At 51.0% G+C, this 26,259-nt stretch carries 25 protein-coding genes, 6 tRNA genes, 1 pseudogene and 1 other annotated feature; of the genes and pseudogenes, 26 read left to right on the forward strand and 6 right to left on the reverse strand.

The genetic code is table 11. The annotated features are described in order from the left end of the window. Positions 1–32 precede the first annotated feature (32 nt). The 15 genes from pncC to luxS all read left to right on the forward strand — a co-directional run bounded on the left by pncC (position 33) and on the right by luxS (position 10,086). Positions 33–527: a nicotinamide-nucleotide amidase gene (gene pncC, locus ACPUC7_RS07435; RefSeq protein WP_494922361.1), complete on the forward strand. Its 495-nt coding sequence runs from the start codon at positions 33–35 to the stop codon at positions 525–527. A 93-nt stretch (positions 528–620) separates the two neighbouring features. Further along, positions 621–1,691, forward strand: coding sequence for a recombinase RecA (recA, locus tag ACPUC7_RS07440; protein WP_494922362.1), 1,071 nt, complete (start codon positions 621–623; stop codon positions 1,689–1,691). Between the two features lie 115 nt (positions 1,692–1,806). After that, positions 1,807–2,322, forward strand: a complete 516-nt coding sequence (locus ACPUC7_RS07445; RefSeq protein WP_494922363.1) for a regulatory protein RecX — start codon at positions 1,807–1,809, stop codon at positions 2,320–2,322. Positions 2,323–2,457: 135 nt separating this feature from the next. Further along, positions 2,458–5,085: an alanine--tRNA ligase gene (alaS, locus tag ACPUC7_RS07450; protein ID WP_494922364.1), complete on the forward strand. Its 2,628-nt coding sequence runs from the start codon at positions 2,458–2,460 to the stop codon at positions 5,083–5,085. Between the two features lie 249 nt (positions 5,086–5,334). Beyond that, positions 5,335–5,520 (forward strand): carbon storage regulator CsrA, encoded by a 186-nt coding sequence (gene csrA, locus ACPUC7_RS07455; protein WP_004155916.1) that lies wholly within the window; start codon positions 5,335–5,337, stop codon positions 5,518–5,520. A 316-nt stretch (positions 5,521–5,836) separates the two neighbouring features. Further along, a tRNA-Ser gene (locus tag ACPUC7_RS07460) sits at positions 5,837–5,929 on the forward strand. 8 nt (positions 5,930–5,937) lie between these two features. Next, a tRNA-Arg gene (locus ACPUC7_RS07465) sits at positions 5,938–6,014 on the forward strand. A gap of 85 nt (positions 6,015–6,099) precedes the next feature. Further along, positions 6,100–6,176: transfer RNA gene (locus ACPUC7_RS07470), tRNA-Arg, on the forward strand. Positions 6,177–6,231: 55 nt separating this feature from the next. Next, positions 6,232–6,308 (forward strand) — tRNA-Arg (locus ACPUC7_RS07475). Between the two features lie 55 nt (positions 6,309–6,363). After that, a tRNA-Arg gene (locus tag ACPUC7_RS07480) sits at positions 6,364–6,440 on the forward strand. Positions 6,441–6,495: 55 nt separating this feature from the next. Next, positions 6,496–6,572 (forward strand) — tRNA-Arg (locus ACPUC7_RS07485). A gap of 220 nt (positions 6,573–6,792) precedes the next feature. Then, positions 6,793–7,359, forward strand: a complete 567-nt coding sequence (gene yqaB, locus ACPUC7_RS07490; protein WP_494922365.1) for a fructose-1-phosphate/6-phosphogluconate phosphatase — start codon at positions 6,793–6,795, stop codon at positions 7,357–7,359. After that, on the forward strand, positions 7,356–7,784 hold the full coding sequence (locus tag ACPUC7_RS07495; protein ID WP_343554690.1) for a YqaA family protein: 429 nt from the start codon (positions 7,356–7,358) through the stop codon (positions 7,782–7,784). Before yqaB ends, ACPUC7_RS07495 begins: the two co-directional genes overlap by 4 nt. 31 nt (positions 7,785–7,815) lie before the next feature. After that, positions 7,816–9,420 carry a glutamate--cysteine ligase gene (gshA, locus tag ACPUC7_RS07500; protein WP_494922366.1) on the forward strand — a complete coding sequence of 535 codons (1,605 nt, stop codon included), beginning with the start codon at positions 7,816–7,818 and terminating at the stop codon, positions 9,418–9,420. Between the two features lie 150 nt (positions 9,421–9,570). Then, positions 9,571–10,086 (forward strand): S-ribosylhomocysteine lyase, encoded by a 516-nt coding sequence (luxS, locus tag ACPUC7_RS07505; protein ID WP_494922367.1) that lies wholly within the window; start codon positions 9,571–9,573, stop codon positions 10,084–10,086. Positions 10,087–10,142: 56 nt separating this feature from the next. On the opposite strand, the gene ACPUC7_RS07510 is transcribed toward luxS, so the two are convergent. Next, positions 10,143–11,429: an HlyC/CorC family transporter gene (locus tag ACPUC7_RS07510; protein WP_494922368.1), complete on the reverse strand. Its 1,287-nt coding sequence runs from the start codon at positions 11,427–11,429 to the stop codon at positions 10,143–10,145. Between the two features lie 10 nt (positions 11,430–11,439). Further along, entirely contained in the window at positions 11,440–12,234 is a 795-nt protein-coding gene (locus tag ACPUC7_RS07515; protein ID WP_343554885.1) for a cytochrome C assembly family protein, read from the reverse strand. 167 nt (positions 12,235–12,401) lie between these two features. Here ACPUC7_RS07515 and ffh point away from each other — a divergent pair, with 167 nt between their 5' ends. The 8 genes and pseudogenes from ffh (at position 12,402) to tyrA (ending at position 18,684) form a co-directional block, all read left to right on the forward strand. Further along, positions 12,402–13,763 (forward strand): signal recognition particle protein, encoded by a 1,362-nt coding sequence (ffh, locus tag ACPUC7_RS07520; RefSeq protein WP_343554886.1) that lies wholly within the window; start codon positions 12,402–12,404, stop codon positions 13,761–13,763. A 143-nt stretch (positions 13,764–13,906) separates the two neighbouring features. Then, positions 13,907–14,050 (forward strand): annotated as a pseudogene (gene rpsP / locus ACPUC7_RS07525) (30S ribosomal protein S16); the annotation flags it as partial. Continuing rightward, positions 14,030–14,275, forward strand: a complete 246-nt coding sequence (gene rpsP / locus ACPUC7_RS07530; RefSeq protein ID WP_494922396.1) for a 30S ribosomal protein S16 — start codon at positions 14,030–14,032, stop codon at positions 14,273–14,275. The pseudogene rpsP (ACPUC7_RS07525) and the gene rpsP (ACPUC7_RS07530), both read left to right, overlap by 21 nt. Positions 14,276–14,293: 18 nt before the next feature. After that, complete coding sequence (rimM, locus tag ACPUC7_RS07535; protein ID WP_494922369.1) at positions 14,294–14,842, forward strand: ribosome maturation factor RimM; 549 nt, start codon at positions 14,294–14,296, stop codon at positions 14,840–14,842. 35 nt (positions 14,843–14,877) lie between these two features. Further along, positions 14,878–15,642, forward strand: a complete 765-nt coding sequence (gene trmD / locus ACPUC7_RS07540; protein WP_049852675.1) for a tRNA (guanosine(37)-N1)-methyltransferase TrmD — start codon at positions 14,878–14,880, stop codon at positions 15,640–15,642. 42 nt (positions 15,643–15,684) lie between these two features. Beyond that, a complete protein-coding gene (gene rplS, locus ACPUC7_RS07545) occupies positions 15,685–16,035 on the forward strand; it encodes a 50S ribosomal protein L19 (protein WP_007893316.1) in 351 nt (116 codons plus the stop codon). Between the two features lie 441 nt (positions 16,036–16,476). Further along, complete coding sequence (locus tag ACPUC7_RS07550; RefSeq protein ID WP_343554861.1) at positions 16,477–17,556, forward strand: 3-deoxy-7-phosphoheptulonate synthase; 1,080 nt, start codon at positions 16,477–16,479, stop codon at positions 17,554–17,556. Positions 17,557–17,562: 6 nt separating this feature from the next. Beyond that, positions 17,563–18,684: a bifunctional chorismate mutase/prephenate dehydrogenase gene (gene tyrA / locus ACPUC7_RS07555; protein WP_494922370.1), complete on the forward strand. Its 1,122-nt coding sequence runs from the start codon at positions 17,563–17,565 to the stop codon at positions 18,682–18,684. Between the two features lie 32 nt (positions 18,685–18,716). Here the strand turns inward: tyrA and pheA are convergent, their stop codons facing one another. From pheA to bamD, 4 genes are all read right to left on the reverse strand, one after another. Further along, positions 18,717–19,880, reverse strand: a complete 1,164-nt coding sequence (gene pheA, locus ACPUC7_RS07560; protein ID WP_494922371.1) for a bifunctional chorismate mutase/prephenate dehydratase — start codon at positions 19,878–19,880, stop codon at positions 18,717–18,719. A gap of 22 nt (positions 19,881–19,902) precedes the next feature. After that, positions 19,903–20,027 (reverse strand) — a sequence feature (Phe leader region). Further along, positions 19,979–20,026: a phe operon leader peptide gene (gene pheL / locus ACPUC7_RS07565; protein ID WP_010723158.1), complete on the reverse strand. Its 48-nt coding sequence runs from the start codon at positions 20,024–20,026 to the stop codon at positions 19,979–19,981. (Overlaps the previous feature by 48 nt.) Positions 20,028–20,123: 96 nt before the next feature. Then, the gene (raiA, locus tag ACPUC7_RS07570) at positions 20,124–20,450 is read right to left on the reverse strand and encodes a ribosome-associated translation inhibitor RaiA (RefSeq protein WP_008109009.1); all 327 of its coding nucleotides are present in this window, start codon (positions 20,448–20,450) and stop codon (positions 20,124–20,126) included. Positions 20,451–20,725: 275 nt separating this feature from the next. Beyond that, entirely contained in the window at positions 20,726–21,466 is a 741-nt protein-coding gene (gene bamD, locus ACPUC7_RS07575; RefSeq protein WP_343554878.1) for an outer membrane protein assembly factor BamD, read from the reverse strand. 130 nt (positions 21,467–21,596) lie between these two features. Between bamD and rluD the strand changes: the two genes are divergently transcribed. The 3 genes from rluD to clpB all read left to right on the forward strand — a co-directional run bounded on the left by rluD (position 21,597) and on the right by clpB (position 26,002). Further along, positions 21,597–22,577: a 23S rRNA pseudouridine(1911/1915/1917) synthase RluD gene (gene rluD, locus ACPUC7_RS07580; RefSeq protein WP_343554883.1), complete on the forward strand. Its 981-nt coding sequence runs from the start codon at positions 21,597–21,599 to the stop codon at positions 22,575–22,577. Beyond that, positions 22,574–23,302: a purine nucleoside phosphorylase YfiH gene (gene yfiH, locus ACPUC7_RS07585; RefSeq protein WP_494922372.1), complete on the forward strand. Its 729-nt coding sequence runs from the start codon at positions 22,574–22,576 to the stop codon at positions 23,300–23,302. Before rluD ends, yfiH begins: the two co-directional genes overlap by 4 nt. 126 nt (positions 23,303–23,428) lie before the next feature. Then, complete coding sequence (gene clpB, locus ACPUC7_RS07590; protein ID WP_494922373.1) at positions 23,429–26,002, forward strand: ATP-dependent chaperone ClpB; 2,574 nt, start codon at positions 23,429–23,431, stop codon at positions 26,000–26,002. Positions 26,003–26,259 lie beyond the last annotated feature (257 nt).

The raw sequence follows: 26,259 nt of genomic DNA on the forward strand, positions 1-26,259 counted from the left end.
GCTAACGTGAAGCGCCACAACGGGAGAAGGCGATGAACGATGAACAGTTACAGCAGTTGAGCCATCGTATCGGTGAACAACTCAAAGCAAAAGAAGCAACAGTGACTGCCGCAGAATCCTGCACTGGCGGCTGGATTGCTAAGGTCTTTACCGATATCAGCGGTAGCTCAGCGTGGTTTGAACGTGGTTTCGTGACTTACAGCAATGAAGCCAAGCAGCAGATGGTGGGGGTTCAGGGCGAAACGCTGGCGCAATTTGGCGCGGTAAGTGAGCAAACTGTGCGTGAAATGGCGCGCGGTGCCAGTAAAGCGGCGACGGCAGAATACGCGATTGCTGTGAGTGGCATTGCCGGACCCGATGGTGGAACACCGGATAAGCCGGTTGGTACGGTTTGGTTTGCGATTGTCGGCCCTGAGAATCGTGTATTCACTCAGCGCGAGATTTTTGCCGGTGACCGCGACGCAGTCCGCCGCCAATCAGTAGCCTTTGCGCTACAAACGCTGCTTGATGAATTTCTGATAAATTAAAACTTGATACTGTATGAGCGTACAGTATAATTAGCGGCAACAGAACGAGCGACATATATAATGTCGGCTCACCCAGCATGATTAGGAGTGGAAATGGCGATCGACGAGAACAAACAGAAGGCTTTAGCTGCCGCACTGGGCCAGATTGAGAAGCAATTTGGTAAAGGCTCCATCATGCGCTTGGGTGAAGACCGCTCAATGGATGTCGAAACCATCTCTACCGGTTCACTGTCCCTGGATATCGCTCTGGGCGCGGGTGGTTTGCCGATGGGACGTATCGTTGAGATTTACGGCCCCGAATCTTCAGGTAAAACCACGTTAACGCTGCAAGTTATTGCCGCAGCACAGCGTAAAGGTAAAACCTGTGCCTTTATTGATGCCGAGCACGCGCTGGATCCGGTGTATGCAAAAAAACTGGGCGTTGATATTGATAACCTGCTGTGTTCTCAGCCGGATACCGGTGAGCAAGCGCTGGAAATTTGTGATGCGCTGGCGCGTTCAGGCGCTGTTGACGTCATCATCGTTGACTCCGTTGCTGCATTGACGCCGAAAGCAGAAATTGAAGGCGAAATCGGTGATTCGCACATGGGCTTGGCCGCTCGTATGATGAGCCAGGCAATGCGTAAGTTGGCGGGCAACCTGAAGCAGTCAAATACGCTGCTGATCTTCATCAACCAGATTCGTATGAAAATTGGTGTGATGTTCGGTAACCCAGAAACCACAACCGGCGGTAACGCGCTGAAATTCTATGCTTCTGTTCGTCTGGATATCCGTCGTATTGGCGCGATTAAAGAGGGCGATGAAGTGGTGGGCAGCGAAACCCGCGTTAAAGTGGTGAAGAACAAAATCGCTGCGCCATTTAAACAAGCTGAATTCCAGATTATGTACGGTGAAGGCATCAACACCTTTGGCGAACTGGTGGATCTGGGTGTGAAGCACAAGCTGGTTGAGAAGGCCGGTGCGTGGTACAGCTATAACGGTGAGAAAATTGGTCAGGGTAAAGCGAACTCAACCAACTTCCTCAAAGAGAACCCGGCCATCGCCAATGAAATTGACAAGAAACTGCGCGACTTGCTGTTGAGCGGCGATGCGGTGGCGGAAGAGACTTCAAAAGCCTTTGCTGCAGACCACGAAGAAGCCAGCGAAACCAACGAAGATTTCTAAAATATAGACGGGAGCAGAGATGCTCCCGTTTTGCTTTTCCCCGCCAGCACTTTCCCTCGCCGTCTTCTTGCTTTACCCTGCGCCACTGCACGACTGTTAGAACAAGGTTGATCTCATGTCATCATCACCATCTGCGGCACCGGTGCCAACATATTCGCGTTTGCTGGATCGCGCTATGCGTATCCTCTCTCAGCGCGATCACAGTCGTGAAGAGTTAAAGCGCAAGCTGCAACTCTCTTCCCAACGTGCAGCTTATTTGAAGCAACAGGAGAGCACACCAATTCCAGATGAGTTGCTGGAAAAAGTCCTCGACTGGTGCCAGGAAAGTGGTTGGCTTAACGATCAACGGTTTACCGAGCGTTTTATCCAGAGCCGCGCTCGCAAAGGCTATGGCCCACAGCGTGTGCGCATGGAGTTGCAACAAAAAGGCATTAGCCGAGATGAAATTAATCAGGCGCTGTTTGATACCGAAGTACACTGGAGCCAAACTGCTGCAGACCTTGCCAAACGAAAGTTTGGCGATCCATTGCCACAAACCTGGGCCGAGAAAAGCAAGGTACAGCGTTTTTTAATGTCGAAAGGCTTTATGATGGAAGATATTCAGGCCGTTTTCAGAAATTTTGACGACTGAAAGGCAATGTGATTTTACTTCCCACTGAAGAAAATTTATCTTATTCCCACTTTTTGTTCCTCAGTCAGCGGTAGGCCGGATGGATATGGTTTGCCAGCGAAAGGGAACGTTCGTTAGCGTGATTCCAGGAATTTTATGAGCAAGAGCACTGCTGAGATCCGTCAAGCGTTTCTCGACTTTTTTCATAGCAAGGGGCACGAGGTTGTAGCTAGCAGCTCCCTCGTACCAAACAACGATCCGACATTGCTGTTTACCAATGCCGGCATGGTCCAGTTTAAAGACGTTTTCCTTGGTCAGGATAAACGCGACTATGCGCGTGCGACCACTTCACAGCGTTGTGTACGTGCCGGTGGCAAGCATAACGATCTGGAAAACGTGGGCTATACAGCGCGTCACCACACCTTCTTTGAAATGTTGGGCAACTTCAGCTTTGGCGATTACTTCAAGAAAGAAGCGATTGCTTATGCCTGGGAACTGCTGACCGGTGAGCAGTGGTTCAAGCTGCCGAAAGAGCGCCTGTGGGTAACCGTCTACGAAACTGACGATGAAGCTTTTGAAATTTGGGCCAACGATATTGGTGTGCCACGTGAGCGCATTATCCGTATTGGCGACAACAAAGGCAGCGCTTATGCGTCAGATAATTTCTGGCAAATGGGTGATACCGGTCCTTGCGGTCCATGTACCGAAATTTTCTTCGATCACGGTGATCATATCTGGGGAGGCCCACCGGGCAGCCCGGAAGAAGATGGCGATCGCTACATTGAGATCTGGAACATCGTCTTCATGCAATTCAACCGTCAGGCTGACGGTACCATGCAACCGTTGCCAAAACCGTCGGTTGATACGGGTATGGGGCTGGAGCGTATTGCCGCGGTGTTGCAACACGTCAACTCCAACTACGAAATCGACCTGTTTGCCAAACTGATCAAATCAGTGGCGCAAGTAACAGGTGCAACCGATTTGGACAACAAGTCGCTGCGCGTGATTGCTGACCACATCCGTTCATGTGCTTTCCTGATCGCTGATGGTGTGATCCCTTCGAATGAGAACCGTGGCTATGTATTGCGCCGCATCATTCGTCGCGCGGTGCGCCATGGCAATATGTTGGGAGCTAAAGAAGCCTTCTTCTATAAGCTGGTTGCTCCGTTGATCGAGGTAATGGGCGCAGCGGGTGAAGACCTGAAGCGTCAGCAGAAGCATGTTGAAAATGCACTGAAAAACGAAGAAGAGCAGTTTGCTAAAACGCTTGAGCGTGGACTTGCGCTACTGGATGATGAGCTAGCGAAACTGCAAGGCGACACGCTTGATGGCGAAACCGTCTTCCGTCTGTACGACACCTTCGGTTTCCCGGCGGATTTGACTGCCGACGTGTGTCGCGAACGTAATCTAAAAATTGATGAGGCGGGTTTCGAAGCGGCAATGGAGCAGCAGCGCCAGCGTGCGCGTGAAGCCAGCGGCTTTGGTACCGACTACAACAACGTGATTCGTATCGATGCCGTCACTGAATTTAAGGGTTATGACCATCTGCAACTGGATGGTGTAGTCGAAGCGCTGTTCGTTGACGGTCAGCAAGTTGAGCAGATTAGCGCGGGTCAGGATGCGGTAGTAGTACTCGACAAAACGCCATTCTACGGCGAATCGGGTGGACAGGTTGGCGATACCGGTGTGTTGTCTGGGCAGAATGCTGAATTTAGCGTGCTGGATACTCAGAAGTATGGCAAAGCCATTGGACATATCGGTAAGCTGAGCAGCGGTCAATTACGCATTGGCGATCGCCTGAATGCGCGAGTCGATGAAGTGCGTCGCGCGCGCATTATTCTGAATCACTCCGCAACACACCTTATGCATTCAGCATTGCGTGAAGTGTTAGGTGATCATGTGGGCCAGAAGGGTTCACTGAACAATGACAAATATTTGCGTTTCGACTTCTCGCACACCGAAGCGATGAAGCCGCAGCAAATCCGTGATGTTGAAGATATCGTTAACACACAAATTCGCCGCAACTTGCTCATTCAAACCAAAGAAATGGATTTGGATGAGGCGAAGGCATGTGGTGCAACGGCGCTGTTTGGCGAAAAATATGATCAACGCGTGCGAGTAGTTAGCATGGGCGACTTTTCGGTTGAGCTGTGTGGTGGCACACATGCTGCGCGCACCGGTGATATCGGTTTGTTCCGCATTCAATCGGAATCAGGCACCGCGGCAGGCGTTCGCCGTATTGAAGCGGTAACGGGTGAAGGTGCACTGGCGCAAGTCAATGCGCAGAGCCAACAGCTGCAAGACGTGGCCGGTCTGGTGAAAGCCAACAGCAGTAATCTGAATGAAAAAGTGCGTGGCTTGGTTGATCACGTTCGCGCGCTGGAAAAAGAACTGCAACAACTTCGCGATCAGCAAGCAGCGCAGGAAAGCGCTTCACTGAGTAGTAAAGCGGTTGACGTTAAAGGCACCAAGTTGCTGGTAAGTGAATTAAGCAACGTTGAGCCAAAAATGTTACGTACCATGGTCGATGATTTAAAGAACCAGTTGGGTTCCGCCATTATCGTGTTGGCAACAGTGGATGCTGGCAAAGTATCGCTGATTGCTGGTGTGACCAAAGATCTTACTGACCGTGTTAAAGCCGGTGAGCTGGTTGGCGAACTTGCCTCTCAGGTTGGCGGTAAAGGCGGTGGTCGCCCTGATATGGCACAGGCCGGCGGAACAGAGCCGCAGGCACTGGCTGGCGCGCTAGCTGGCGTGCAGGAATGGGTTAGTAACCGACTGTAACGCATAAAACTTCGTATTGTGATAAGCGCCAGAAGCCCGAATTCTGGCGCTTTTTTAACACAATGCACACCAGGTAATGACAAAGTCCGGTTGATGTAGTGTATTTCGGCTAAACTAACTATCAGCAGAATGTATTGGCATGGCGAAGCACAATGGTGTATTTGTCATAGGCATTGTTCAGCGTTATATGATGGATACGGCCGGGAGACCGAACAAGCCCGACTCTTTTAATCTTTCAAGGAGCAAAGAATGCTTATTCTAACTCGTCGAGTTGGTGAAACCCTCATGATTGGCGATGAGGTGACTGTAACGGTGCTGGGTGTTAAAGGTAACCAGGTCCGCATTGGTGTTAACGCACCTAAAGAAGTTTCGGTCCATCGCGAAGAGATTTATCAGCGCATCCAGGCCGAAAAAACTCAGCAAACGAGTTACTAACGGATTCAGCGCCTCGCTATAAAGCGAGGCGCTACCGCTTTTCAGTCTTCAATCTGACTTTTCTCTGCTTTTCTTCTCCAATATTTCTCTCTTCCCCTCAGCTTCTTTCTCTCTATTTTGTCTGCTGCAACCGACTTTCTTTGTTGATTAATCACTCTTTTTGTCGTCAAAGCATCCAAATTGAGTGTCATTTGTGCAATCAAGCAAATGGCTGGAAATAAATGTTTGACTTATAAGTCCGGGAAAGTAATATGTGCGCCACGCAGTGCCGATGAGCAGAAACAAGTTCAGAAGCACGGTTCGGAAGAACGCGTAAGGTGAGGTGGCCGAGAGGCTGAAGGCGCTCCCCTGCTAAGGGAGTATGCGGTCAAAAGCTGCATCCGGGGTTCGAATCCCCGCCTCACCGCCATTTCCGATGCATCCATAGCTCAGCTGGATAGAGTACTCGGCTACGAACCGAGCGGTCGGAGGTTCGAATCCTCCTGGATGCACCATTCGGAAAGATGAAGTAAGAGTGAACGAGCAGTTCCTTTCATGGTGAGTTGTTAGCACCCTGCGTTGTACAAGAATTATCTCGATGCATCCATAGCTCAGCTGGATAGAGTACTCGGCTACGAACCGAGCGGTCGGAGGTTCGAATCCTCCTGGATGCACCATTCTTCGTATCATCCTCAGGTTGTTTCAGTTAGTCCATCGTAAGAAAATCTCAATGCATCCATAGCTCAGCTGGATAGAGTACTCGGCTACGAACCGAGCGGTCGGAGGTTCGAATCCTCCTGGATGCACCATTCTTCGTATCATCCTCAAGATTATCTCTGATAGTTCCGTGAAACAAATCTCAATGCATCCATAGCTCAGCTGGATAGAGTACTCGGCTACGAACCGAGCGGTCGGAGGTTCGAATCCTCCTGGATGCACCATTCTTTGTATCATCCTCAAGATTATTTCTGATAGTTCCTTGCAACAAATCTCAATGCATCCATAGCTCAGCTGGATAGAGTACTCGGCTACGAACCGAGCGGTCGGAGGTTCGAATCCTCCTGGATGCACCATCTTTAGCTTCTCCTTTCCAGATCTCTAAAACAATTACCTCGGCATTCTCAAAAACCACTGAATTAACCGTCGTTTATCCTCGGTATTGCCCTCTGACCTTTTTCCGAAAACGAAAATTACTAATGCTTTCAAAGCATTTGCGGTTAAGCGCGCCTGGCGACAACCTGAGCGCATTACGCTAAAGTAATGGCTCATTTTGTGGTGCTGGACGGAGTGACAATGTACGACCAATATGACGCCTTGATTTTCGATATGGACGGCACAATTCTGGATACTGAGCCGACACATCGAAAAGCCTGGCAGCAGGTGCTGAGCCGCTACGGTTTCACCATGGATGAAGACAAAATGGTGAGTTTTAATGGCGCTCCAACCTGGCAACTGGCGGAGTTCATTCTTGAGCAGAACAACGCCACGCACGATCCCCATCTGCTGGCAGCGGAAAAAACCGCGGCCCTCAAGGCAATGCTATTGGATGACGTGCGCCCGCTTCCGCTGATGGAGGTGGTCAAAGCCTATCATGGTCGTCGCCCGATGGCGGTTGGCACCGGCAGTGAACACGGTCTGGCAAAAGCCTTGCTCGAAGAGTTGGGTGTTTATCATCTGTTTGATGCGGTAGTCGGCGCTGATGATGTTCAACGCCATAAACCGCAACCTGATACCTTTTTACGCTGCGCTGAATTAATGGGCATCGCGCCCGAGCGCTGTGTGGTGTTTGAGGATGCTGACTTTGGCGTACAAGCCGCAAAAGCAGCAGGCATGGATGTCGTTGATGTCCGTTTACTGTGAATGAATTTCTGACCTATGGATCGTTATTCGGCAGCAGCTTTCTGAGCGCAACCCTGTTGCCGGGAAGCTCGGAAGCGGTGCTGGTTGCACTGCTGATCGCCCAGAAGGGTTCAGTTTATGGATTGTTATTGGCCGCATCAGTGGGAAACACGCTGGGTGGCCTGACCAACATTCTTCTTGGTCGCCTGATGCCGCTTAAAGAGCAAGGGCGATGGCACAACACAGCAATGACGTGGTTACACCGATTGGGACCCGCAGCACTGTTACTTAGCTGGCTGCCGGTAGTGGGCGACTTACTCTGCGTGCTCGCAGGTTGGTTGCGCTTTGCCTGGCTACCTGCGGTGCTGTTTCTCGCCATCGGTAAAACGCTGCGTTATATCGTTATCGCGACCGCCACATTACAAACAATGCAATGGTGGCATTGATTCGCACAGATTCGAGGCTACGGTTAACATTATGCTGAACAAAAATAAATTATTCGCACAGCGGGAGGTTAATGTGATCCCGGACGTATCTAAAGCACTTTCCTGGTTGGAAGCGCATCCTGACGCGTTGAAGGGTATCGGCCGTGGTATTGAGCGCGAATCACTGCGCGTAAAACCCGATGGTCACCTTGCAACCACAGGTCACCCTGAATCACTCGGTTCAGCGCTTAAGCACGACTGGATCACCACCGATTTTGCCGAAACGCTGATGGAGTTCATCACGCCAGTTGATCAAGACATTGATCGCTCATTGGCTTTCCTGCGCGATATTCACCGCCACGTGGCGCGTGAGTTGGGCGAGGAGCGCCTGTGGCCGTTCAGCATGCCGGGTTACGTTGATGACGTCGATAGCATTGAGCTGGCGCAATACGGCAGCTCGAATATTGGCAAAATGAAAACGCTGTATCGTCAGGGCCTGAAGAACCGCTATAGCGCGTTGATGCAGATTATTTCTGGCGTGCACTACAACTTCTCGCTGCCGCTGTCGTTTTGGCAGGAATGGGCGGATGTAAAAGATTTGGAGAGCGGCAAGGAAACTATCTCTGCCGGCTATCTGCGTTTGATCCGCAACTATTACCGCTTCGGTTGGGTGATTCCGTATCTGTTTGGCGCATCGCCGGCGATCTGTTCTTCCTTCTTGCAGGGCCGCGAGACTAAATTGCCATTTGAAACGGATGGCAAAGGTACGCTGTGGCTGCCGCACGCCACCTCACTGCGCTTGAGCGATCTCGGTTATACCAATAAATCACAGAGCGGCTTGGGCATTACTTTCAACTCGTTAGAAGGTTATGTGGCGGCTCTCAAAGCGGCGATCAAAACGCCGTCGGAAGAGTACGCGGCGATGGGCACCAAAGATGCCGATGGCAACTGGCTGCAACTGAATACCAACGTACTGCAAATTGAAAATGAGCTGTACGCGCCGATTCGTCCGAAACGCGTTACGCGTTCAGGCGAAGCCCCATCTGATGCGCTGTTGCGCGGCGGTATTGAATACATTGAAGTGCGTTCGCTGGATATCAACCCATTCTCGGCGATTGGCGTTGATGCTAATCAGGCGCGCTTCCTCGATCTGTTCCTGATTTGGTGTACTTTAGCGGATGCGCCAGAGATGAGCGCCGATGAGCTGCTGTGTACCCGTAAGAACTGGAATCGCGTGGTGATGGAAGGGCGTAAGCCGGGCCAGGTTATCGCGGTCGGTTGTAGCGAGACGGAGCATACGCTGGTAGAAGTGGGTAAAGCGCTGTTTGCCGACCTACGTCGCGTCGCGGAAGTGCTCGACAGCAATCATGGTGACACGCAATATCAACAGGTTTGCGATCAACTGGTAGCGTCATTCGACGATCCTGAGCTAACCTATTCGGCGCGCATTCTTCATGCCATCAAAGAAAATGGTTTGACCGGAGCGGGCGTGGCGTTGGCGGAACAGTATCGTCATCTGTTGTGTGAAGAACCATTAGAGATTCTGACTGAAGATGATTTCAGTCGTCAGGCGTTGGAATCGGTACAAGCGCAAGAGAAGCTGGAACAGAGCGACACGCTGGATTTCGAAAGTTACCTTGACGGTCGCGAAGGCTAGAAAAGAAAATGGCCACATCAATGTGGCCAAAATTAACATCTCTGTTGTCAGGGATGATGATAACAAATGCGCGTCTTTCATATATTCAGACGTTGGGCGATTAGAAAAGTTTCATCGTTTCAAAAAAAATCTCAAAACAGGAGGTGACGTATGCCACTACTGGATAGTTTTACTGTTGATCACACCATCATGGGCGCGCCTGCCGTGCGCGTAGCAAAAACCATGAATACTCCGCATGGCGATACCATCACCGTTTTTGACCTGCGTTTCTGCCGTCCGAATATCGAAATTCTGACTGAGCGTGGCATTCATACGCTGGAGCACCTGTTTGCAGGCTTCATGCGTAATCACCTAAATGGTGATGGCGTAGAAATCGTGGATATCTCACCAATGGGTTGCCGCACTGGCTTCTACATGAGCCTGATTGGTACGCCTGATGAGCAGCGCGTTGCGAAGGCCTGGAAAGGCGCGATGGAAGATGTTCTGAAAGTGAAAGAGCAGAGCCAGATTCCAGAACTGAATGAATATCAGTGCGGTAGCTACAAGCTGCACTCGCTGGACGAAGCACAGCAGATCGCCCGCAATGTGTTGGCGCATGACATTGGCGTTAACCGCAATGAAGATCTGAAGCTGCCTGCTGAGAAGCTGAAAGAGCTGCACATCTAGTTTGCATGACACCATGAAAAACGCCGCGAATATCGCGGCGTTTTTGTTGGTGAAGATTAAGACCCAATCGAAGATTTCAGTGCCTGATGCGGCGTAATGCGCACCTGCTTTACCATATTGTCCTGTACGTCGAGAATATCGATATCGTAAGCGCCAACGGTAACGCGGGTATCAACCAGCGGAATCTCTTCTAATGCTTCCAGCAGCATGCCGTTGATGGTGCGCGCGTCCTCTTCTGGCAACATCCAGTTAAAGGCTTTATTGATTTCTCGCACATTGGCACTGCCTTCAATCAGCACTGAACCATCATTTTGCGGCATCACTTCTTCAGCCAACGACGGTGACATTGAAGTGGTGAAATCGCCGACGATCTCTTCGAGAATATCTTCGATGGTGACAAGGCCTTTCACATCGCCATATTCATCGACCACCAAGCCAACCTTCTTCTTGTTGCGCTGAAACTTCACCAGCTGCACATTCAGCGGCGTGCCTTCAGGCACGTAGTAGATTTCATCGGCGGCACGCAGCAGGCGATCTTTGTTGAACTCTTTCTTCTCGGTCATCATGCGCCACGCTTCACGCACGCGCAGCATCCCGACGCAATCATCCAGCGAATCACGGAACAACACGATGCGTCCGTGTGGCGAGTTACTGAGTTGACGCACGATCGACTTCCAATCGTCATTGACGTTGATGCCGACGATTTCATTGCGCGGCACCATGATGTCATCCACGCTGACTTTTTCGAGGTCAAGCACTGACAGCAACATGTCCTGATTACGCCGCGACATCAGCGAACGTGACTCATGCACGATGGTGCGCAGCTCTTCTTTACTTAGCGCCGAACTGATTGAGCCATCGGTTTTGATGCCAACCATACGCATCAAAATGCGCGTAATGGTGTTCAGCAGCCATACCAGCGGCAGCATCACATATTGCAGTGGCGCTAATAACACGCTGCTGGGATAAGCGACTTTTTCGGGATAAAGCGCGGCCACGGTTTTTGGCAGTACTTCGGCAAATACCAGCACCACAAAAGTCAAAATACCGGTGGCGATTGCTACACCTGCATCGCCATATAAGCGCATGCCAACAATGGTGCCGAGTGCAGAAGCGAGGATGTTGACGAGGTTATTACCGATTAAAACCAGGCTAATTAAACGATCGGGACGACGCAGCAGGCGTTCTACGCGGCGAGCAGCGCGATTGCCGCTTTTCGCTTTGTGGCGCAGTTTGTAACGATTGAGCGTCATCATGCCAGTCTCTGAACCGGAGAAATAGGCAGAGACCAGCACCATGATGACCAGCGTAATGATCAGCGTGGTGGTTGAAACGTGTTCCAACACAAAATCCTTAGTGAGAGGTGAGCAGGTGCTGCAGCACGCGACTGCCAAAGTAGGCCATGGTTAGCAGCAGCGCACCGCCGCAGTTAAACCAGACAACACGGCGTCCGCGCCAGCCTTCGTGATAGTGCCCCCAGAGCAGAACAATATAAACAAACCAGGCAATGATGGAGAGAACCGCTTTATCCACATTTTCAGCGCTAAACAGGTTGTGCATAAAGAACAGGCCGGTGCACAGCACCAGCGTCAGTAGCACCACACCAATTTGCGTAATGTGAAACATTTTGCGCTCAATGCTGAGCAACGGCGGCATGTCCTGAGTAAACGCCAGCTTCTTATGTTTGAGCTGATAATCAATCCACGCCAGTTGCAACGCGTAGAGCGCAGCAATAATCAGCGTGGCATAGGCAAACAGCGACAGGCCGATGTGAATCATCATGCCTGGCGTGGTTTCCAGATGGGTAATAAAGGCGTTTGGCACAAAAGTGGCAAAGGCCAGGTTAATCAAGGCAAAGCCATAAACAATGGGCAGTAACAACCAGCCGCGATTACGTGAAGCCACAATGGTCATGATGGCGCAGATCAGCAAGCTCACCAGCGAACCAATATTCAGTAAACTGAGGTTTTGCCCATTATCAACTGCAAAAATGCGCTGTTGTAAGGCAACCGCGTGGGCAATCAACGCCACGCAGGCGGAGAGCACAGCAAAGCGACGCCAGCCGCCGTTGCGTTTAAGCAGGCTAGGAATGATCAATGCAAGACTGAGGGAGTAGGCGAACAGCGCCACGATCGCGAAAACGAACATAGATCCTTTCAGGTATCGGTCAGATAAGGAAAAAAGCAGTATAGCGCCAGCAGCAGCAGGCTCCAAACGATCTGAAGGTCAATTGCAGAGATCGCCGTGTCTTCGTGTTATAATCCGCCGCATTGTGTCGCCAAGGGCGGCCTCGCTACGGTTCTAAGTGAGAGAGCATGTTTGATAATTTAACCGATCGTTTGTCGCAAACCCTGCGCAATATCAGCGGCCGCGGAAGGCTGACCGAAGACAACATCAAAGACACACTGCGCGAAGTGCGCATGGCATTGCTGGAAGCGGACGTTGCGCTGCCGGTAGTGCGTGAATTTATTAACCGCGTTAAAGAAGCCGCGGTTGGCCACGATGTGAACAAAAGCCTGACGCCAGGCCAGGAGTTCATCAAAATCGTGCGCAACGAATTGGTTGCAGCGATGGGCGCGGAAAATAATGCGCTCAATCTGAACGCGCAGCCGCCGGCGGTAGTGCTGATGGCGGGCCTGCAAGGTGCCGGTAAAACCACCAGTGTTGCCAAGCTGGGTAAATTCTTGCGCGAGAAGCACAAGAAGAAAGTGTTAGTCGTTTCTGCTGACGTCTATCGCCCTGCGGCGATCAAACAGTTGGAAACGTTGGCTCAGCAGGTTGGCGTTGATTTCTGCCCATCCGATCTCAGCCAAAAGCCGGTCGACATTGTGCAGAACGCGCTGAAAGAAGCCAAACTGCAATTCTACGATGTGCTGCTGGTGGATACAGCCGGCCGTTTGCACGTCGATGAAGCGATGATGGATGAAATCAAACAGGTGCACGCCGCGATTAATCCGGTAGAAACCCTGTTTGTAGTCGACGCCATGACTGGTCAGGATGCCGCCAATACCGCGAAAGCCTTCAACGAAGCGCTGCCGCTGACCGGTGTGATTCTGACCAAAGTCGATGGTGATGCGCGTGGTGGTGCGGCGCTGTCAATTCGTCATATCACCGGCAAACCGATCAAGTTTATGGGGATGGGCGAGAAGACCGAAGCGCTGGAAGCTTTTTATCCAGAGCGCATCGCCTCGCGTATTCTCGGCATGGGCGATGTCCTGTCGCTGATCGAAGATATCGAGAGCAAAGTTGACCGCGACCAGGCTGAGAAGCTGGCGAAGAAACTGAAAACCGGCGACGGTTTTGATCTCAACGATTTCCTTGAGCAGTTAAAGCAGATGCGCAACATGGGCGGCATGGCAAGTCTTATGGGCAAGCTGCCGGGCATGGGCCAACTGCCGGATAACGTGAAGTCGCAGATGGATGACAAAGTACTTGTACGCATGGAAGCCATCATCAATTCGATGACACGCAAAGAGCGTGAGAAGCCAGAGATTATTAAGGGTTCGCGTAAACGTCGTATTGCGCTGGGCTCAGGCATGCAGGTGCAGGACGTCAATCGACTGCTGAAACAGTTCGATGATATGCAGCGCATGATGAAGAAAATGAAGAAAGGTGGCATGGCAAAAATGATGCGTGGCATGAAAGGCATGATGCCACCTGGATTCCCTGGTCGCTAAGGCGACCGCCGATAAAGCCGGATATTTAACACACTCAGGTTGCTTTTTGCGCCAAAATGAGTAAAATTTTCGGGCTTTTTATATCGCGCTCGGGCCCCGTTCCTCGATGGGGCCCGAGCGCTTTATTAACTAATGAGGATGTTATGGTAACAATTCGTTTGGCACGTCACGGCGCGAAAAAGCGTCCGTTCTATCAGGTCGTCGTAACTGACAGCCGCAATGCTCGTAACGGTCGTTTCATCGAGCGCGTAGGTTTCTTCAACCCGATCGCGTCTGGTCAGGCTGAAGGTNGCGCGAAAAAGCGTCCGTTCTATCAGGTCGTCGTAACTGACAGCCGCAATGCTCGTAACGGTCGTTTCATCGAGCGCGTAGGTTTCTTCAACCCGATCGCGTCTGGTCAGGCTGAAGGTCTGCGTCTGGATCTGGACCGTATTGAGCACTGGGTTGGCCAGGGCGCAACGCTTTCTGATCGCGTTAACGCGCTGATCAAAGAAGCAAAAAAAGCAGCTTAATCTGTCACGGTGGTGAGCATGAGCATTAAACCTGCCGGGCAGCCTCCCGTTAACCCAATCGTATTGGGCAAAATGGGCGCAGCTTACGGAATTCGAGGTTGGCTCAAAGTGTTTTCCTCCACTGAAGACGCTGAAAGCATCTTCGACTACCAACCTTGGTTCATCCAGCGCGCCGGTAAATGGCAGCAGGTCGAACTCGAGGGCTGGAAGCACCACAATCAGGACCTGATCATCAAAGTCAAAGGCATTGACGATCGGGACGCTGCGGCACAGTTAACCAATTGCGAAATCACGGTTGACTCCACGCAGCTGCCAGTGCTGGAAAATGGTGATTACTACTGGAAAGACCTTATGGGTATGAAAGTAGTGAACCTTGAAGGCTACGAGATGGGCAAAGTCATTGATTTGATGGAAACCGGATCGAACGACGTTCTCGTCGTTAAGGCAAACCTGAAGGATGCATTCGGTGCGCAAGAGCGGTTAATTCCGTTTCTTGATGAACAGGTTATCAAGAAAGTCGATCTCTCTACTGGCCTTATTGAAGTAGATTGGGATCCTGGTTTTTGATCTCCGGACAATCCGGTAACGTAACGGCGAACGCGATGTGGATTGGTGTTATTAGCCTGTTTCCAGAGATGTTTCGCGCTATTACCGAGTACGGGGTAACTGGCCGGGCAGTAAAAAATGGCCTGCTCAACATTCAAAGCTGGAGTCCTCGTGACTTCACGCACGACCGGCACCGTACCGTGGATGATCGTCCTTACGGCGGCGGACCGGGAATGTTGATGATGGTGCAACCCTTACGGGACGCCATCTCCGCAGCGAAAGCGGCGGCGGGAGAAGGTGCTAAGGTGATTTATCTTTCACCTCAGGGGCGCAAACTGGACCAACAGGGCGTTTGCGAACTGGCGACCAACCAGAAGTTGATTCTGGTGTGCGGTCGCTACGAAGGGATAGATGAGCGCGTGATTCACACTGAAATTGATGAAGAATGGTCAATTGGTGATTACGTACTCAGTGGCGGTGAGCTGCCAGCAATGACGTTGATCGACTCAGTTGCCCGGTTTATTCCTGGCGTGTTGGGGAAGCAAGCGTCAGCCGATGAGGATTCGTTCTCGGATGGTTTGCTGGATTGCCCGCACTACACCCGACCTGAAGTGTTAGAAGGGATGGAAGTTCCGCCAGTGTTACTGTCGGGCAACCATGCTGATATTCGCCGCTGGCGCCTGAAACAGTCGTTGGGCCGTACCTGGCTAAGAAGACCTGAACTTCTGGAAAACCTGGCTCTGACTGAAGAGCAAGCACGGTTGCTAAATGAGTTCCAACGGGAACATCAGCAGCAACAAAACGATGAGGCGGGAGAGTAATCTTCCCTCACTATCAGTTTACCCAGGATAAGAGATTTAATTATGAGCAACATTATCAAGCAACTTGAACAAGAGCAGATGAAGCAGGACGTACCTTCATTCCGTCCGGGTGATTCCGTGGAAGTGAAAGTATGGGTCGTAGAAGGTTCTAAGAAGCGTCTGCAGGCATTCGAGGGCGTGGTTATCGCTATTCGTAACCGCGGTCTGCATTCTGCATTCACTGTTCGCAAAATTTCTAACGGCGAAGGTGTTGAGCGTGTCTTCCAGACTCACTCTCCAGTAATTGACAGCATTGCTGTTAAACGTCGTGGTGCTGTGCGTAAAGCCAAACTGTACTACCTGCGTGAGCGTACCGGTAAGTCAGCTCGTATCAAAGAGCGTCTTGGCGCGTAAGCGACTTCTCAAAGTTAATAGCAAACAAGGGGTTGGCCTAAGGGCCAGCCCCTTTTTTTATGGACTTTTTAATGGGTAGATTACGGTATTGACTGCTCCACACCTCATGTTCACTTGCAGATAAAAGGGCCTATGGAGGCCATCAGAATACCCACCATCCTATTCCTGAAAATTATCTAATAACAGAATGTTAGCGTGGCGACTGTCATAAAGCGTGCTAAAAAACAAATTAGATGTAAACTTAAGTTTACGTTAAAGGGGTGCCTTCTGGTTGTTAATGTATTGAATAATAACAAAATATTTATTTTTATGTGGGGTATTTTTATTCATGGTAATAAAAGTGTACATGTATGGATTGCATGATTTACATCCTGTGATAAAGTAAGCGCAATCCTCAGTGAGGATCCCAAACCGCATAAACGAGTAAAAAGGATCGCTATCATGCAAAAAGACGCGCTGAACAATGTGCATATCGCCGACGAACAAATTCTGATCACTCCGCAAGAGCTGAAAGCCAAATTCCCGCTCACTGCGGCGCAGGAAGCGCAGATTGCATCTTCTCGCCAAACTATCGCCGACATTATTGCGGGCCGCGATCCACGCCTGCTGGTGGTTTGTGGTCCTTGTTCTATTCACGATACCGAAGCGGCACTTGAATACGCTCGTCAGTTGCAATCTATCTCTGAACAGTTGAAGGATCAGCTGTACATCGTTATGCGCGTTTATTTTGAAAAACCTCGTACCACCGTCGGCTGGAAGGGGCTAATCAACGATCCTTACATGAATAACTCGTTTGATATGGAAGCGGGTCTGCACATCGCGCGTCAGTTGCTGGTCAATTTGGTGGAAATGGGCTTGCCGCTGGCCACCGAAGCGCTGGATCCAAACAGCCCGCAATATCTTGGCGATCTGTTCAGCTGGTCTGCAATCGGTGCGCGTACCACTGAATCACAAACCCACCGTGAAATGGCCTCTGGTCTTTCCATGCCGGTTGGCTTTAAGAACGGCACTGATGGCAGCCTGGGTACCGCGATCAATGCGATGCGCGCCGCGGCGATGCCACATCGCTTTGTCGGCATCAATCAGGCGGGTCAGGTTTGCCTGCTGCAAACTCAAGGCAATCCAGATGGACACGTGATTTTGCGCGGTGGTAAAGCGCCAAACTACGGCCCTGAAGATGTTGCGCAGTGTGAAAAAGAGATGCTGAAAGCGGGACTGCGTCCGGCCTTAATGATAGATTGCAGCCATGGTAATTCTAACAAAGACTATCGTCGTCAGCCTGGCGTAGCCGAATCGGCTATTGCGCAGATTAAAGATGGAAACCGTTCCATCATTGGCCTGATGTTGGAAAGCAACATTCATGAAGGCAACCAGTCTTCTGAACAGCCACGTAGCGAAATGAAATACGGTGTCTCCGTGACCGATGCTTGCATCAACTGGGAAACCACCGAAACCTTGCTGCGTGAAATCCATCAGGATCTGCAGGGAGTGCTGTCGGCGCGTCTGTCACACGAGGTGTAATGAGTCATGGTGGCTGAACTGACCGCGCTACGCGATCAAATAGATGAAGTAGATAAAGCACTGCTTGGGTTACTGGCGAAAAGATTGGAGCTGGTAGCCGAAGTGGGGGAAGTGAAAAGCCGCTACGGTTTGCCGATTTATGTGCCTGAACGCGAGGCCAGCATGCTGGCTTCGCGTCGTCAGGAAGCGGAAGCGCTCGGCGTTTCACCGGATTTGATTGAGGATGTTCTGCGTCGGTTGATGCGTGAATCCTACGCACACGAAAACGATAAAGGCTTCAAAACGCTTTGCCCAACCTTACGTCCGGTAGTGATCGTCGGTGGTAGCGGGCAGATGGGGCGTCTGTTTGAAAAGATGCTCACGCTGTCAGGTTATCAAGTCCGCATTCTGGATAAAGGCGACTGGGATCGTTCCGATGAACTGCTGAAAGATGCTGGCATGGTAATCATCAGCGTGCCGATCCATTTGACTGAGCAGATCATCGGCGAGCTACCAAAGCTGCCGGATGATTGCATCTTGGTTGATTTGGCATCCGTCAAGAATCGCCCGTTGCAAGCGATGTTGGCTGCGCATACGGGGCCGGTTTTGGGTCTGCACCCAATGTTCGGACCGGATAGCGGCAGCCTGGCGAAGCAAGTCGTGGTTTGGTGTGATGGCCGTCAGCCAGAAGCCTATCAGTGGTTCCTTGAGCAGATTCAGGTTTGGGGCGCGCGTTTGCATCGCATCAGCGCGGTTGAGCACGACCAGAACATGGCCTTTATTCAGGCGCTGCGCCACTTTGCCACTTTTGCCTATGGTCTGCATCTGGCAGAAGAGAACGTCAATCTTGATCAACTGTTGGCGTTGTCGTCACCCATTTATCGCCTCGAACTGGCGATGGTTGGGCGGCTGTTTGCGCAGGATCCTCAGCTCTATGCTGACATCATCATGTCATCCGAGAGTAATCTGGCGCTGATTAAACGTTATTATCAACGTTTTGGTGATGCGATTAAGTTGCTGGAGCAGGGCAATAAGCAGGCGTTCATTGATAGTTTTGAGCGCGTCGAACATTGGTTCGGTGATTATGCGAAACGCTTCTTGCTAGAAAGCAGAAGCATGCTGCGTTCGGCCAACGATAGTCGGCAATAAATAGAAAGGCATCCGTGAGGATGCCTTTTTTGTTACAGGCGCGGTTCAACCGGTACCACATTCTCGCCAGGATAGCAGCCGAGCACTTTCAACGAACGGGTTAAGCCGCTGAGTTCTGCCAACGCCAACTGCATGTTTTCGGATTGCAGATTGCCCTGCACATCAATGTAAAACATCTCTTCCCACGGATTGCCGTTGATTGGGCGGTTTTCCAGTTTGCTCATGATCAAATTGTGATTGCGCAATACCATCAGCGCTTCAACCAGTGCGCCCGCTTGCTGGCCGGTTGCCATGATTAATGTGGTTTTAGCCGGGACCTGAGTTGAAACTTCAATCGCTTTACGCGCCAGCACAATAAAGCGCGTGTGGTTCTGCTGCTGATTCGCCAGATTACGTTCCAACACCTGCAATCCATATAGCTCACCGCCCGCTTCACTGCCCAAGGCGGCCACTTTTGGCGAATTCATCGCGGCTACTTTTTCCATCGCCGCCGCAGTGCTTTCGGTGTACTCAATTTTCCATTGCGGGAAGCGATTGATAAATTGGCTGCATTGCTGGAAAGGCTGTGGATGGCTGTAAACCGTTTCAATCTGCTGGAGATCGGTGCTGCCATTCACCAGGACACAATGCTCAATCGGAATGGTTAGCTCGCCGACAATCGAAAGCGTGGTTTGCTGCAGCAGATCGTAAACGTCATTGATTGAGCCGGAGCTAGTGTTTTCAATCGGCATGACTGCGTAATCCGCCTGGCCGCTTTCCACCTGATGAATAATGTCGTGAAATTTCAGGCAACCCATCTCAACCATAGAATCGAAATGACGCGTGGCATACTTGCGCGCGGCCAGATGTGAGTAAGAACCTTTCGGGCCGAGAAACGCAATGCGAGGTGTGTGCGCATGAGGATGATTGAGGTTCTTTTGCAATAGCGCTTGCTGAGTGAGCACCGAATCCTCAATCACCAACTGGAATAGGCGCGTGATGTAGTGCGCATCCAACTGGTGCTTCTTGCCTAATGAGATCAGATTTTCCAGCAGGGCACGTTCACGTTCAACATCACGTATCGGGCGATGAGTAGCCAGTTTGGCTTGAGCGACTTCAACAGCCAAGGTGCGGCGCTCCGACAACAGCGTTAACAACTTTTCATCAACAGCGCTGATTTTATCGCGTAATGCCAGCAGCGGATTTTCGGGATTCATAAGGCTCACCTGTAAAATGTCCAATAAAAAAGCCTCCCATTTGGGAGGCTTTGTTGTTCGTCTTCGCATTCATTTTCACATGACGAATCGCCTCCCAATCAGGGGAAGGTAAAAAAGAATGCGAAGAAGAACGGGATATGTTTCATGGTTGTTTCCAAAACTAAAGTGGCTTGAGAGTAACCGCTGAGATTAAAAGCTGTCAATAAAAAACGCGCCCGCAGGCGCGTTACTGAAGATGTCTGTTTATTCCGTTGGAAGAAAATCTTTAACACTGCTGTTGGCGCGACGGGCTTCGGGTTTGTGCTGCGCTTTATTAAGTTGTCGCTCCAGCTTGGCGATCAAGTCATTGATGGCCGTATACATATCATCGTGTTTAGCGCTGGCGACCAGCGTGCCGTTCGGCGTATTGATGGTGGCATCTGCCACAAATTCTTTCGGCTCTTTCGATAACACTATGTGAGGGTTTATCAGATGTGTTTGCCATTTTTCCAGCTTGGCGAGGCGTTCTTCAACGTGATTGCGGATGGCCTCGGTGATTTCCATTTGTTTGCTGGTAATGTTCAGAATCATAGTTAAACCTCTCTGTCATTTCCGTGTGGGTAGGTCCAGCATACCGTGGATATTAAGAAAATGTGTGATCAAGATCACATAGAAATGTCACTTTTTGTCAATGCCAGGGAATTGTGAGAAAGGCCGGGAAAGTGGCGGGAATTGCTTGAAGGATATGAGAGAAGGGCGCACTATCGACTGGATAACCGGAGCGATGAAAGCTCGTTTCTAACGATTTCTCGCTTAGCAGACATAAAAAAAGCAGCCACTTGGGCTGCTTTTTTGTGGCTGTAAAATCAGGACTGACTATTAGCCGCAATGATTTTTGCCACTTTGTCTGCTTCAGCCGTCAACTGCAGTTGGCGGTAAGCATTTTCCATCAATGGCAGCGCTTCATGAGTCGCTGCGGTATCCGGATAATCCTTCATCATACTTTCCACGCGGTTAACAACAGCGACATAGGCACCGCGCTTGGTATAGAATTGCGCCACCGAGAGTTCATACTTCGCCAGGCGCTCTTTCAGGAATGCCAAACGTTTCTGCGCATCCGCAGCATATTGGCTGTTCGGATAGCCGCGCAGTAATTGCGAGAAGTCACGGAAAGCATCACGAGCGTGCGTCGGATCACGATCAGAACGATCGATACCGAAGAAGCCCTGTAGCGCAGAATCATCCAACGCCATATCCGTCAGACCTTTCATATAGATGACATAGTCGATGTTTGGATGGGTTGGATTCAGACGCATAAAGCGCGAGATAGCGGCTTGCGCCAGTGGCAGATCGGCATTTTTGTAATACGCGTAGATCAAATCCAGTTGTACTTGCTGCGAATAAGGACCAAACGGATAGCGGTTATCCAATGCTTCCAGTTGCTTAATCGCCGCTTTAAAGTTACCGTCCTGCAGCTTTTGCTGGGCCGTGGCATAAATTTCAGACGGCGGGCTGTCTGGGACTGGATCCGATGAGCTGGAACAACCCACAAGCGCCAGGCTCAGGCTCAGTGTGGCAGCAGCCACCAGATGTTTCATACGCGTCATGACGAAATGATTATCCTCAAAGTGTTGTAGCAGAAGCTGTCCGTATAGCTCCCGGTTATGACCAGGTACGATAGCACATTATATTAAACGGCATCGCCGTGAAAACCCAACGTTAACGAAGAAGCTGTATATGGCACAACAAGTTCAACTCACCGCAACGGTGTCCGAAGCACAACTTGGACAACGCTTAGATCAGACTTTGGCAGAATTGTTCCCTGATTATTCACGTTCTCGCATAAAAGAATGGATTCTTGAGCGTCGCGTCAGCGTCAACGGCACCATCATCGACAAACCAAAAGAAAAAGTTTTTGGCGGTGAGCAGGTTTCGATTGATGCTGAAATCGAAGAAGAGCAACGCTGGGAAGCGCAAGATATCCCACTGGATATCGTTTATGAAGATGACGATATCTTAGTGATCAACAAACCGCGCGGCTTGGTGGTACATCCAGGTGCCGGCAATCCTGATGGCACAGTGCTTAACGCGCTGCTCTATCATTTTCCACCGATCATGGATGTGCCACGTGCTGGTATCGTCCATCGCCTGGATAAAGATACCACCGGCCTAATGGTGGTGGCGAAAACCGTGCCAGCACAAACGCATTTGGTTGAATCGCTGCAACTGCGCGAAATTACGCGTGAATATGAAGCAGTCGCGATTGGTACCATGACGGCGGGCGGAACCGTGGATCAGCCGATGGCGCGCCACTCGACTAAACGCACGCATATGGCGGTGCATCCGATGGGCAAACCGGCAACCACGCACTATCGCATCATGGAGCATTTCCGCGCTCATACGCGTTTGCGTCTGCGTTTGGAAACCGGTCGTACGCACCAGATTCGTGTGCATATGGCGCATATCAACCATCCGCTAGTGGGTGATCCGCTGTACGGCGGCCGTCCACGTCCACCTAAAGGCGCATCTGAAGCGTTCATCAACACGTTACGTGGCTTTGATCGTCAGGCGCTGCATGCCACGATGTTACGTCTCTATCATCCGATTACCGGTATCGAGATGGAATGGCATGCGCCGTTGCCGCAAGATATGGTCGATTTGATTGATGCGCTGAAAGCCGATACTCACGAATTCCGCGATCAGATGGATTGGCTATGAGTGAATGGATCATCCCGAACTGGCCTGCACCGCAGCGTGTTCGGGCATGTTCCACCACGCGCTTAGGTGGAGTGAGTGCTGTGCCATGGGATTCATTGAATCTCGGCACGCATGTCGGTGATGTTGAAGCGCACGTTGTGCAGAATCGCCAACTTGTAGTTGAACAGCTGGCATTAGCGGCAATGCCACAATGGCTCGACCAAGTTCATGGTCAGGACGTTGTGCGTTTGCCTGCTAATGAGCGGGTTCCTCGTGCTGACGCCGCCATCACGCGTGAAAGCGGCGTGGTTTGTGCGGTGATGACGGCGGACTGCTTGCCGGTACTGTTTTGCAGCAAAGACGGCAGTGAAGTCGCCGCTGCGCATGCTGGTTGGCGTGGTCTGTGCAATGGTGTGCTGGAACAGACATTGGCGCAATTTCATTGCCCGCCAGCAGATATCCATGCATGGCTGGGGCCGGCCATTGGTCCACAAGCATTTGAGGTTGGGGCAGAAGTCAGATCGGCATTTATGGCGGTTGATGCGCAGGCAAAAGCGGCTTTTCACCCTGTGGGTGAAAAATACTTTGCTGATATTTGGCTTTTAGCGCGCCAACGTCTTCAGGCCGCAGGCGTTCATTCCATCACGGCATCCTCACGTTGTACCTTCCAGCAATCTGCTGATTTTTTCTCCTTCCGACGCGACGGAATCACCGGGCGTATGGCAACTTTGGTTTGGCTGAGATAACCTTACGCCACAAGACGGTCCAGTTAGCGTATTTTTTGCTCACAACTCAGGTCATTAACCTTGAAAAATTTGAGGGATGACCTCATTTAATCTCCAGTAGCATTTTGACCTGTAATGGGAGGAATTATGCGTCTGGATCGTCTTACTAATAAATTTCAACTGGCACTTGCCGATGCACAGTCCCTTGCTCTGGGACAAGATAATCAATTCATTGAACCCCTTCATTTGATGAGCGCATTGCTCAATCAGGAAGGCGGATCGGTGCGTCCGTTGCTCAGCGCAGCGGGAGCCGATGTTGCTGGTCTGCGTACCAGTATCGAACAAGCGATCAATCGTCTGCCGCAAGTTGAAGGTACAGATGGTGATGTGCAGCCATCCGCCGATCTCATTCGGGTACTCAATCTGTGCGACAAGCTGGCGCAAAAGCGCGGCGACAACTTTATATCATCAGAATTATTTGTTTTGGCGGCCCTCGATTCACGTGGCTCGCTTGCTGATCTCTTGAAATCAGCGGGAGCGACAGCGGAAAAACTCTCTAAGGCCATCGAGCAAATCCGGGGAGGAGATAGCGTGAACGATCAAGGGGCTGAAGATCAGCGTCAGGCTTTGAAAAAATACACCATCGATCTGACGGAGCGTGCAGAGCTAGGCAAGCTCGATCCGGTAATTGGTCGTGATGAAGAAATTCGCCGCACCATTCAGGTGCTGCAGCGCCGTACCAAAAACAATCCGGTGCTGATTGGTGAACCAGGCGTGGGTAAAACAGCCATCGCCGAAGGTTTGGCACAGCGCATTATCAATGGCGAAGTACCGGAAGGGCTGAAAGGCCGTCGTGTGCTGGCGCTGGATATGGGTGCGCTGGTGGCGGGTGCTAAATATCGTGGTGAGTTTGAAGAGCGTCTAAAAGGTGTGCTCAGCGATTTGGCGAAACAGGAGGGCAACGTCATTCTGTTTATCGATGAATTGCATACCATGGTCGGTGCGGGTAAAGCTGACGGCGCCATGGATGCTGGCAACATGCTCAAGCCTGCATTGGCGCGCGGTGAACTACATTGCGTTGGTGCGACTACGTTAAATGAGTATCGTCAGTTCATCGAGAAAGATGCGGCGCTTGAACGTCGTTTCCAAAAAGTGTTTGTTGCCGAGCCGAGCGTTGAAGACACCATTGCGATTTTGCGTGGGCTGAAAGAGCGCTATGAATTGCATCATCATGTGCAAATTACCGATCCGGCGATCGTCGCTGCGGCAACGCTGTCGCATCGTTACATCTCCGATCGCCAGTTGCCGGATAAGGCGATTGACCTGATTGATGAGGCGGCATCCAGCATTCGTTTGCAGATGGATTCCAAACCTGAGTCGCTTGATCGCCTTGAGCGTCGCATCATCCAGTTAAAACTGGAGCAGCAGGCGTTGAAGAAAGAAGCTGACGATGCCAGCTTGAAGCGTCTGGAAATGCTGGAGAGCGAGCTCGACCAGAAAGAGCGCGAATATGCGGAGCTGGAAGAAGAGTGGAAAGCGGAAAAAGCCTCTTTAACCGGCACGCAGAATATCAAGGCTGAACTTGAGCAAGCACGCTTGGCCATGGAGCAAGCGCGTCGTGTTGGCGATCTTGGTCAGATGTCTGAGTTGCAGTACGGCAAAATTCCGGAGCTCGAAAAGCAATTGGCGATCGCCACGCAGTCTGAAGGCAAAACCATGAAGCTGTTACGCAATCGTGTAACGGATGTGGAGATTGCGGATGTGCTGGCGCGTTGGACCGGTATTCCTGTTGCCCGCATGATGGAAGGTGAGCGCGAGAAGTTACTGCGCATGGAGCAAGAATTGCATGCGCGCGTTATCGGCCAGAATGAAGCGGTGGAAGCGGTATCCAACGCGATTCGTCGTAGTCGTGCTGGTTTGTCGGATCCCAATCGTCCGATTGGTTCGTTCTTGTTCCTCGGACCAACTGGCGTAGGTAAAACCGAGCTGTGCAAAGCGCTGGCTAACTTCTTGTTCGATAGCGATGACGCGATGGTGCGCATAGATATGTCCGAGTTTATGGAAAAACACTCGGTATCTCGCTTGGTCGGTGCGCCTCCGGGTTATGTCGGCTATGAAGAGGGTGGCTATTTGACGGAAGCGGTGCGCCGTCGTCCTTATTCAGTGATTTTGCTGGACGAAGTCGAGAAAGCGCATCCTGATGTGTTCAACATTCTTTTGCAGGTGTTGGATGATGGGCGCTTAACCGATGGTCAAGGCCGTACCGTTGATTTCCGCAATACGGTGGTCATCATGACCTCGAACCTCGGTTCCGATTTGATTCAGGAACGTTTTGGTTCGCTGGATTATCCGGAAATGAAAGAGGTCGTGATGTCGGTTGTTGGGCAGCATTTCCGCCCTGAGTTTATTAACCGTATTGATGACATGGTGGTGTTCCACCCGCTTGGCGAGAAGCATATTGCTTCTATTGCGCAGATTCAGTTGCAGCGTTTGTATCAACGTTTGGAGGAGCGCGGTTACAAACTGCATATCTCCGATACGGCGCTCAAGCTACTTGGCGCAAATGGTTACGACCCGGTTTATGGCGCACGACCTTTGAAGCGTGCTATTCAGCAGCAGATAGAGAACCCGCTGGCACAGCAAATTCTTTCTGGTGCTTTAGTTCCGGGAAAAACCATCGAAATGGATGTGAAGGACGATGTGATCGTTGCTCATCAGTAATGCGTTCTGCTTAAAACGGGCCTTCGGGCCCGTTTTTTATGCTCGCTACGTAAGAATTTGCTGCTTTTTACCACGCATCGCCTGGAAAGTGAGCGGTTGAAAGAAAACTGCAAATTAGCGCTTGTCAGTTGAAATGAACTCCCTATAATGCGCCACCACTGAGACGGCAAAGCGGCAACGCAGACGGCTCAGCAGGGAGTGAAGAAATTCATCCCGCCGGATGAAAACGCTGAAAAAAGTGTTTGACTCCGAAGGAG

The sequence above is a fragment of the Pantoea sp. CFCC18179 genome (genome assembly GCF_059412405.1).

Coding starts and splice junctions, on each gene's coding strand:
- pncC (WP_494922361.1), top strand. CDS start 33: ATGAACGATGAACAGTTACAGCAGTTGAGCCATCGTATCGGTGAACAA.
- recA (WP_494922362.1), top strand. CDS start 621: ATGGCGATCGACGAGAACAAACAGAAGGCTTTAGCTGCCGCACTGGGC.
- ACPUC7_RS07445 (WP_494922363.1), top strand. CDS start 1,807: ATGTCATCATCACCATCTGCGGCACCGGTGCCAACATATTCGCGTTTG.
- alaS (WP_494922364.1), top strand. CDS start 2,458: ATGAGCAAGAGCACTGCTGAGATCCGTCAAGCGTTTCTCGACTTTTTT.
- csrA (WP_004155916.1), top strand. CDS start 5,335: ATGCTTATTCTAACTCGTCGAGTTGGTGAAACCCTCATGATTGGCGAT.
- yqaB (WP_494922365.1), top strand. CDS start 6,793: ATGTACGACCAATATGACGCCTTGATTTTCGATATGGACGGCACAATT.
- gshA (WP_494922366.1), top strand. CDS start 7,816: ATGCTGAACAAAAATAAATTATTCGCACAGCGGGAGGTTAATGTGATC.
- luxS (WP_494922367.1), top strand. CDS start 9,571: ATGCCACTACTGGATAGTTTTACTGTTGATCACACCATCATGGGCGCG.
- ACPUC7_RS07515 (WP_343554885.1), bottom strand. CDS start 12,234: ATGTTCGTTTTCGCGATCGTGGCGCTGTTCGCCTACTCCCTCAGTCTT.
- ffh (WP_343554886.1), top strand. CDS start 12,402: ATGTTTGATAATTTAACCGATCGTTTGTCGCAAACCCTGCGCAATATC.
- rimM (WP_494922369.1), top strand. CDS start 14,294: ATGAGCATTAAACCTGCCGGGCAGCCTCCCGTTAACCCAATCGTATTG.
- trmD (WP_049852675.1), top strand. CDS start 14,878: ATGTGGATTGGTGTTATTAGCCTGTTTCCAGAGATGTTTCGCGCTATT.
- rplS (WP_007893316.1), top strand. CDS start 15,685: ATGAGCAACATTATCAAGCAACTTGAACAAGAGCAGATGAAGCAGGAC.
- ACPUC7_RS07550 (WP_343554861.1), top strand. CDS start 16,477: ATGCAAAAAGACGCGCTGAACAATGTGCATATCGCCGACGAACAAATT.
- tyrA (WP_494922370.1), top strand. CDS start 17,563: ATGGTGGCTGAACTGACCGCGCTACGCGATCAAATAGATGAAGTAGAT.
- pheA (WP_494922371.1), bottom strand. CDS start 19,880: ATGAATCCCGAAAATCCGCTGCTGGCATTACGCGATAAAATCAGCGCT.
- raiA (WP_008109009.1), bottom strand. CDS start 20,450: ATGATTCTGAACATTACCAGCAAACAAATGGAAATCACCGAGGCCATC.
- bamD (WP_343554878.1), bottom strand. CDS start 21,466: ATGACGCGTATGAAACATCTGGTGGCTGCTGCCACACTGAGCCTGAGC.
- rluD (WP_343554883.1), top strand. CDS start 21,597: ATGGCACAACAAGTTCAACTCACCGCAACGGTGTCCGAAGCACAACTT.
- yfiH (WP_494922372.1), top strand. CDS start 22,574: ATGAGTGAATGGATCATCCCGAACTGGCCTGCACCGCAGCGTGTTCGG.
- clpB (WP_494922373.1), top strand. CDS start 23,429: ATGCGTCTGGATCGTCTTACTAATAAATTTCAACTGGCACTTGCCGAT.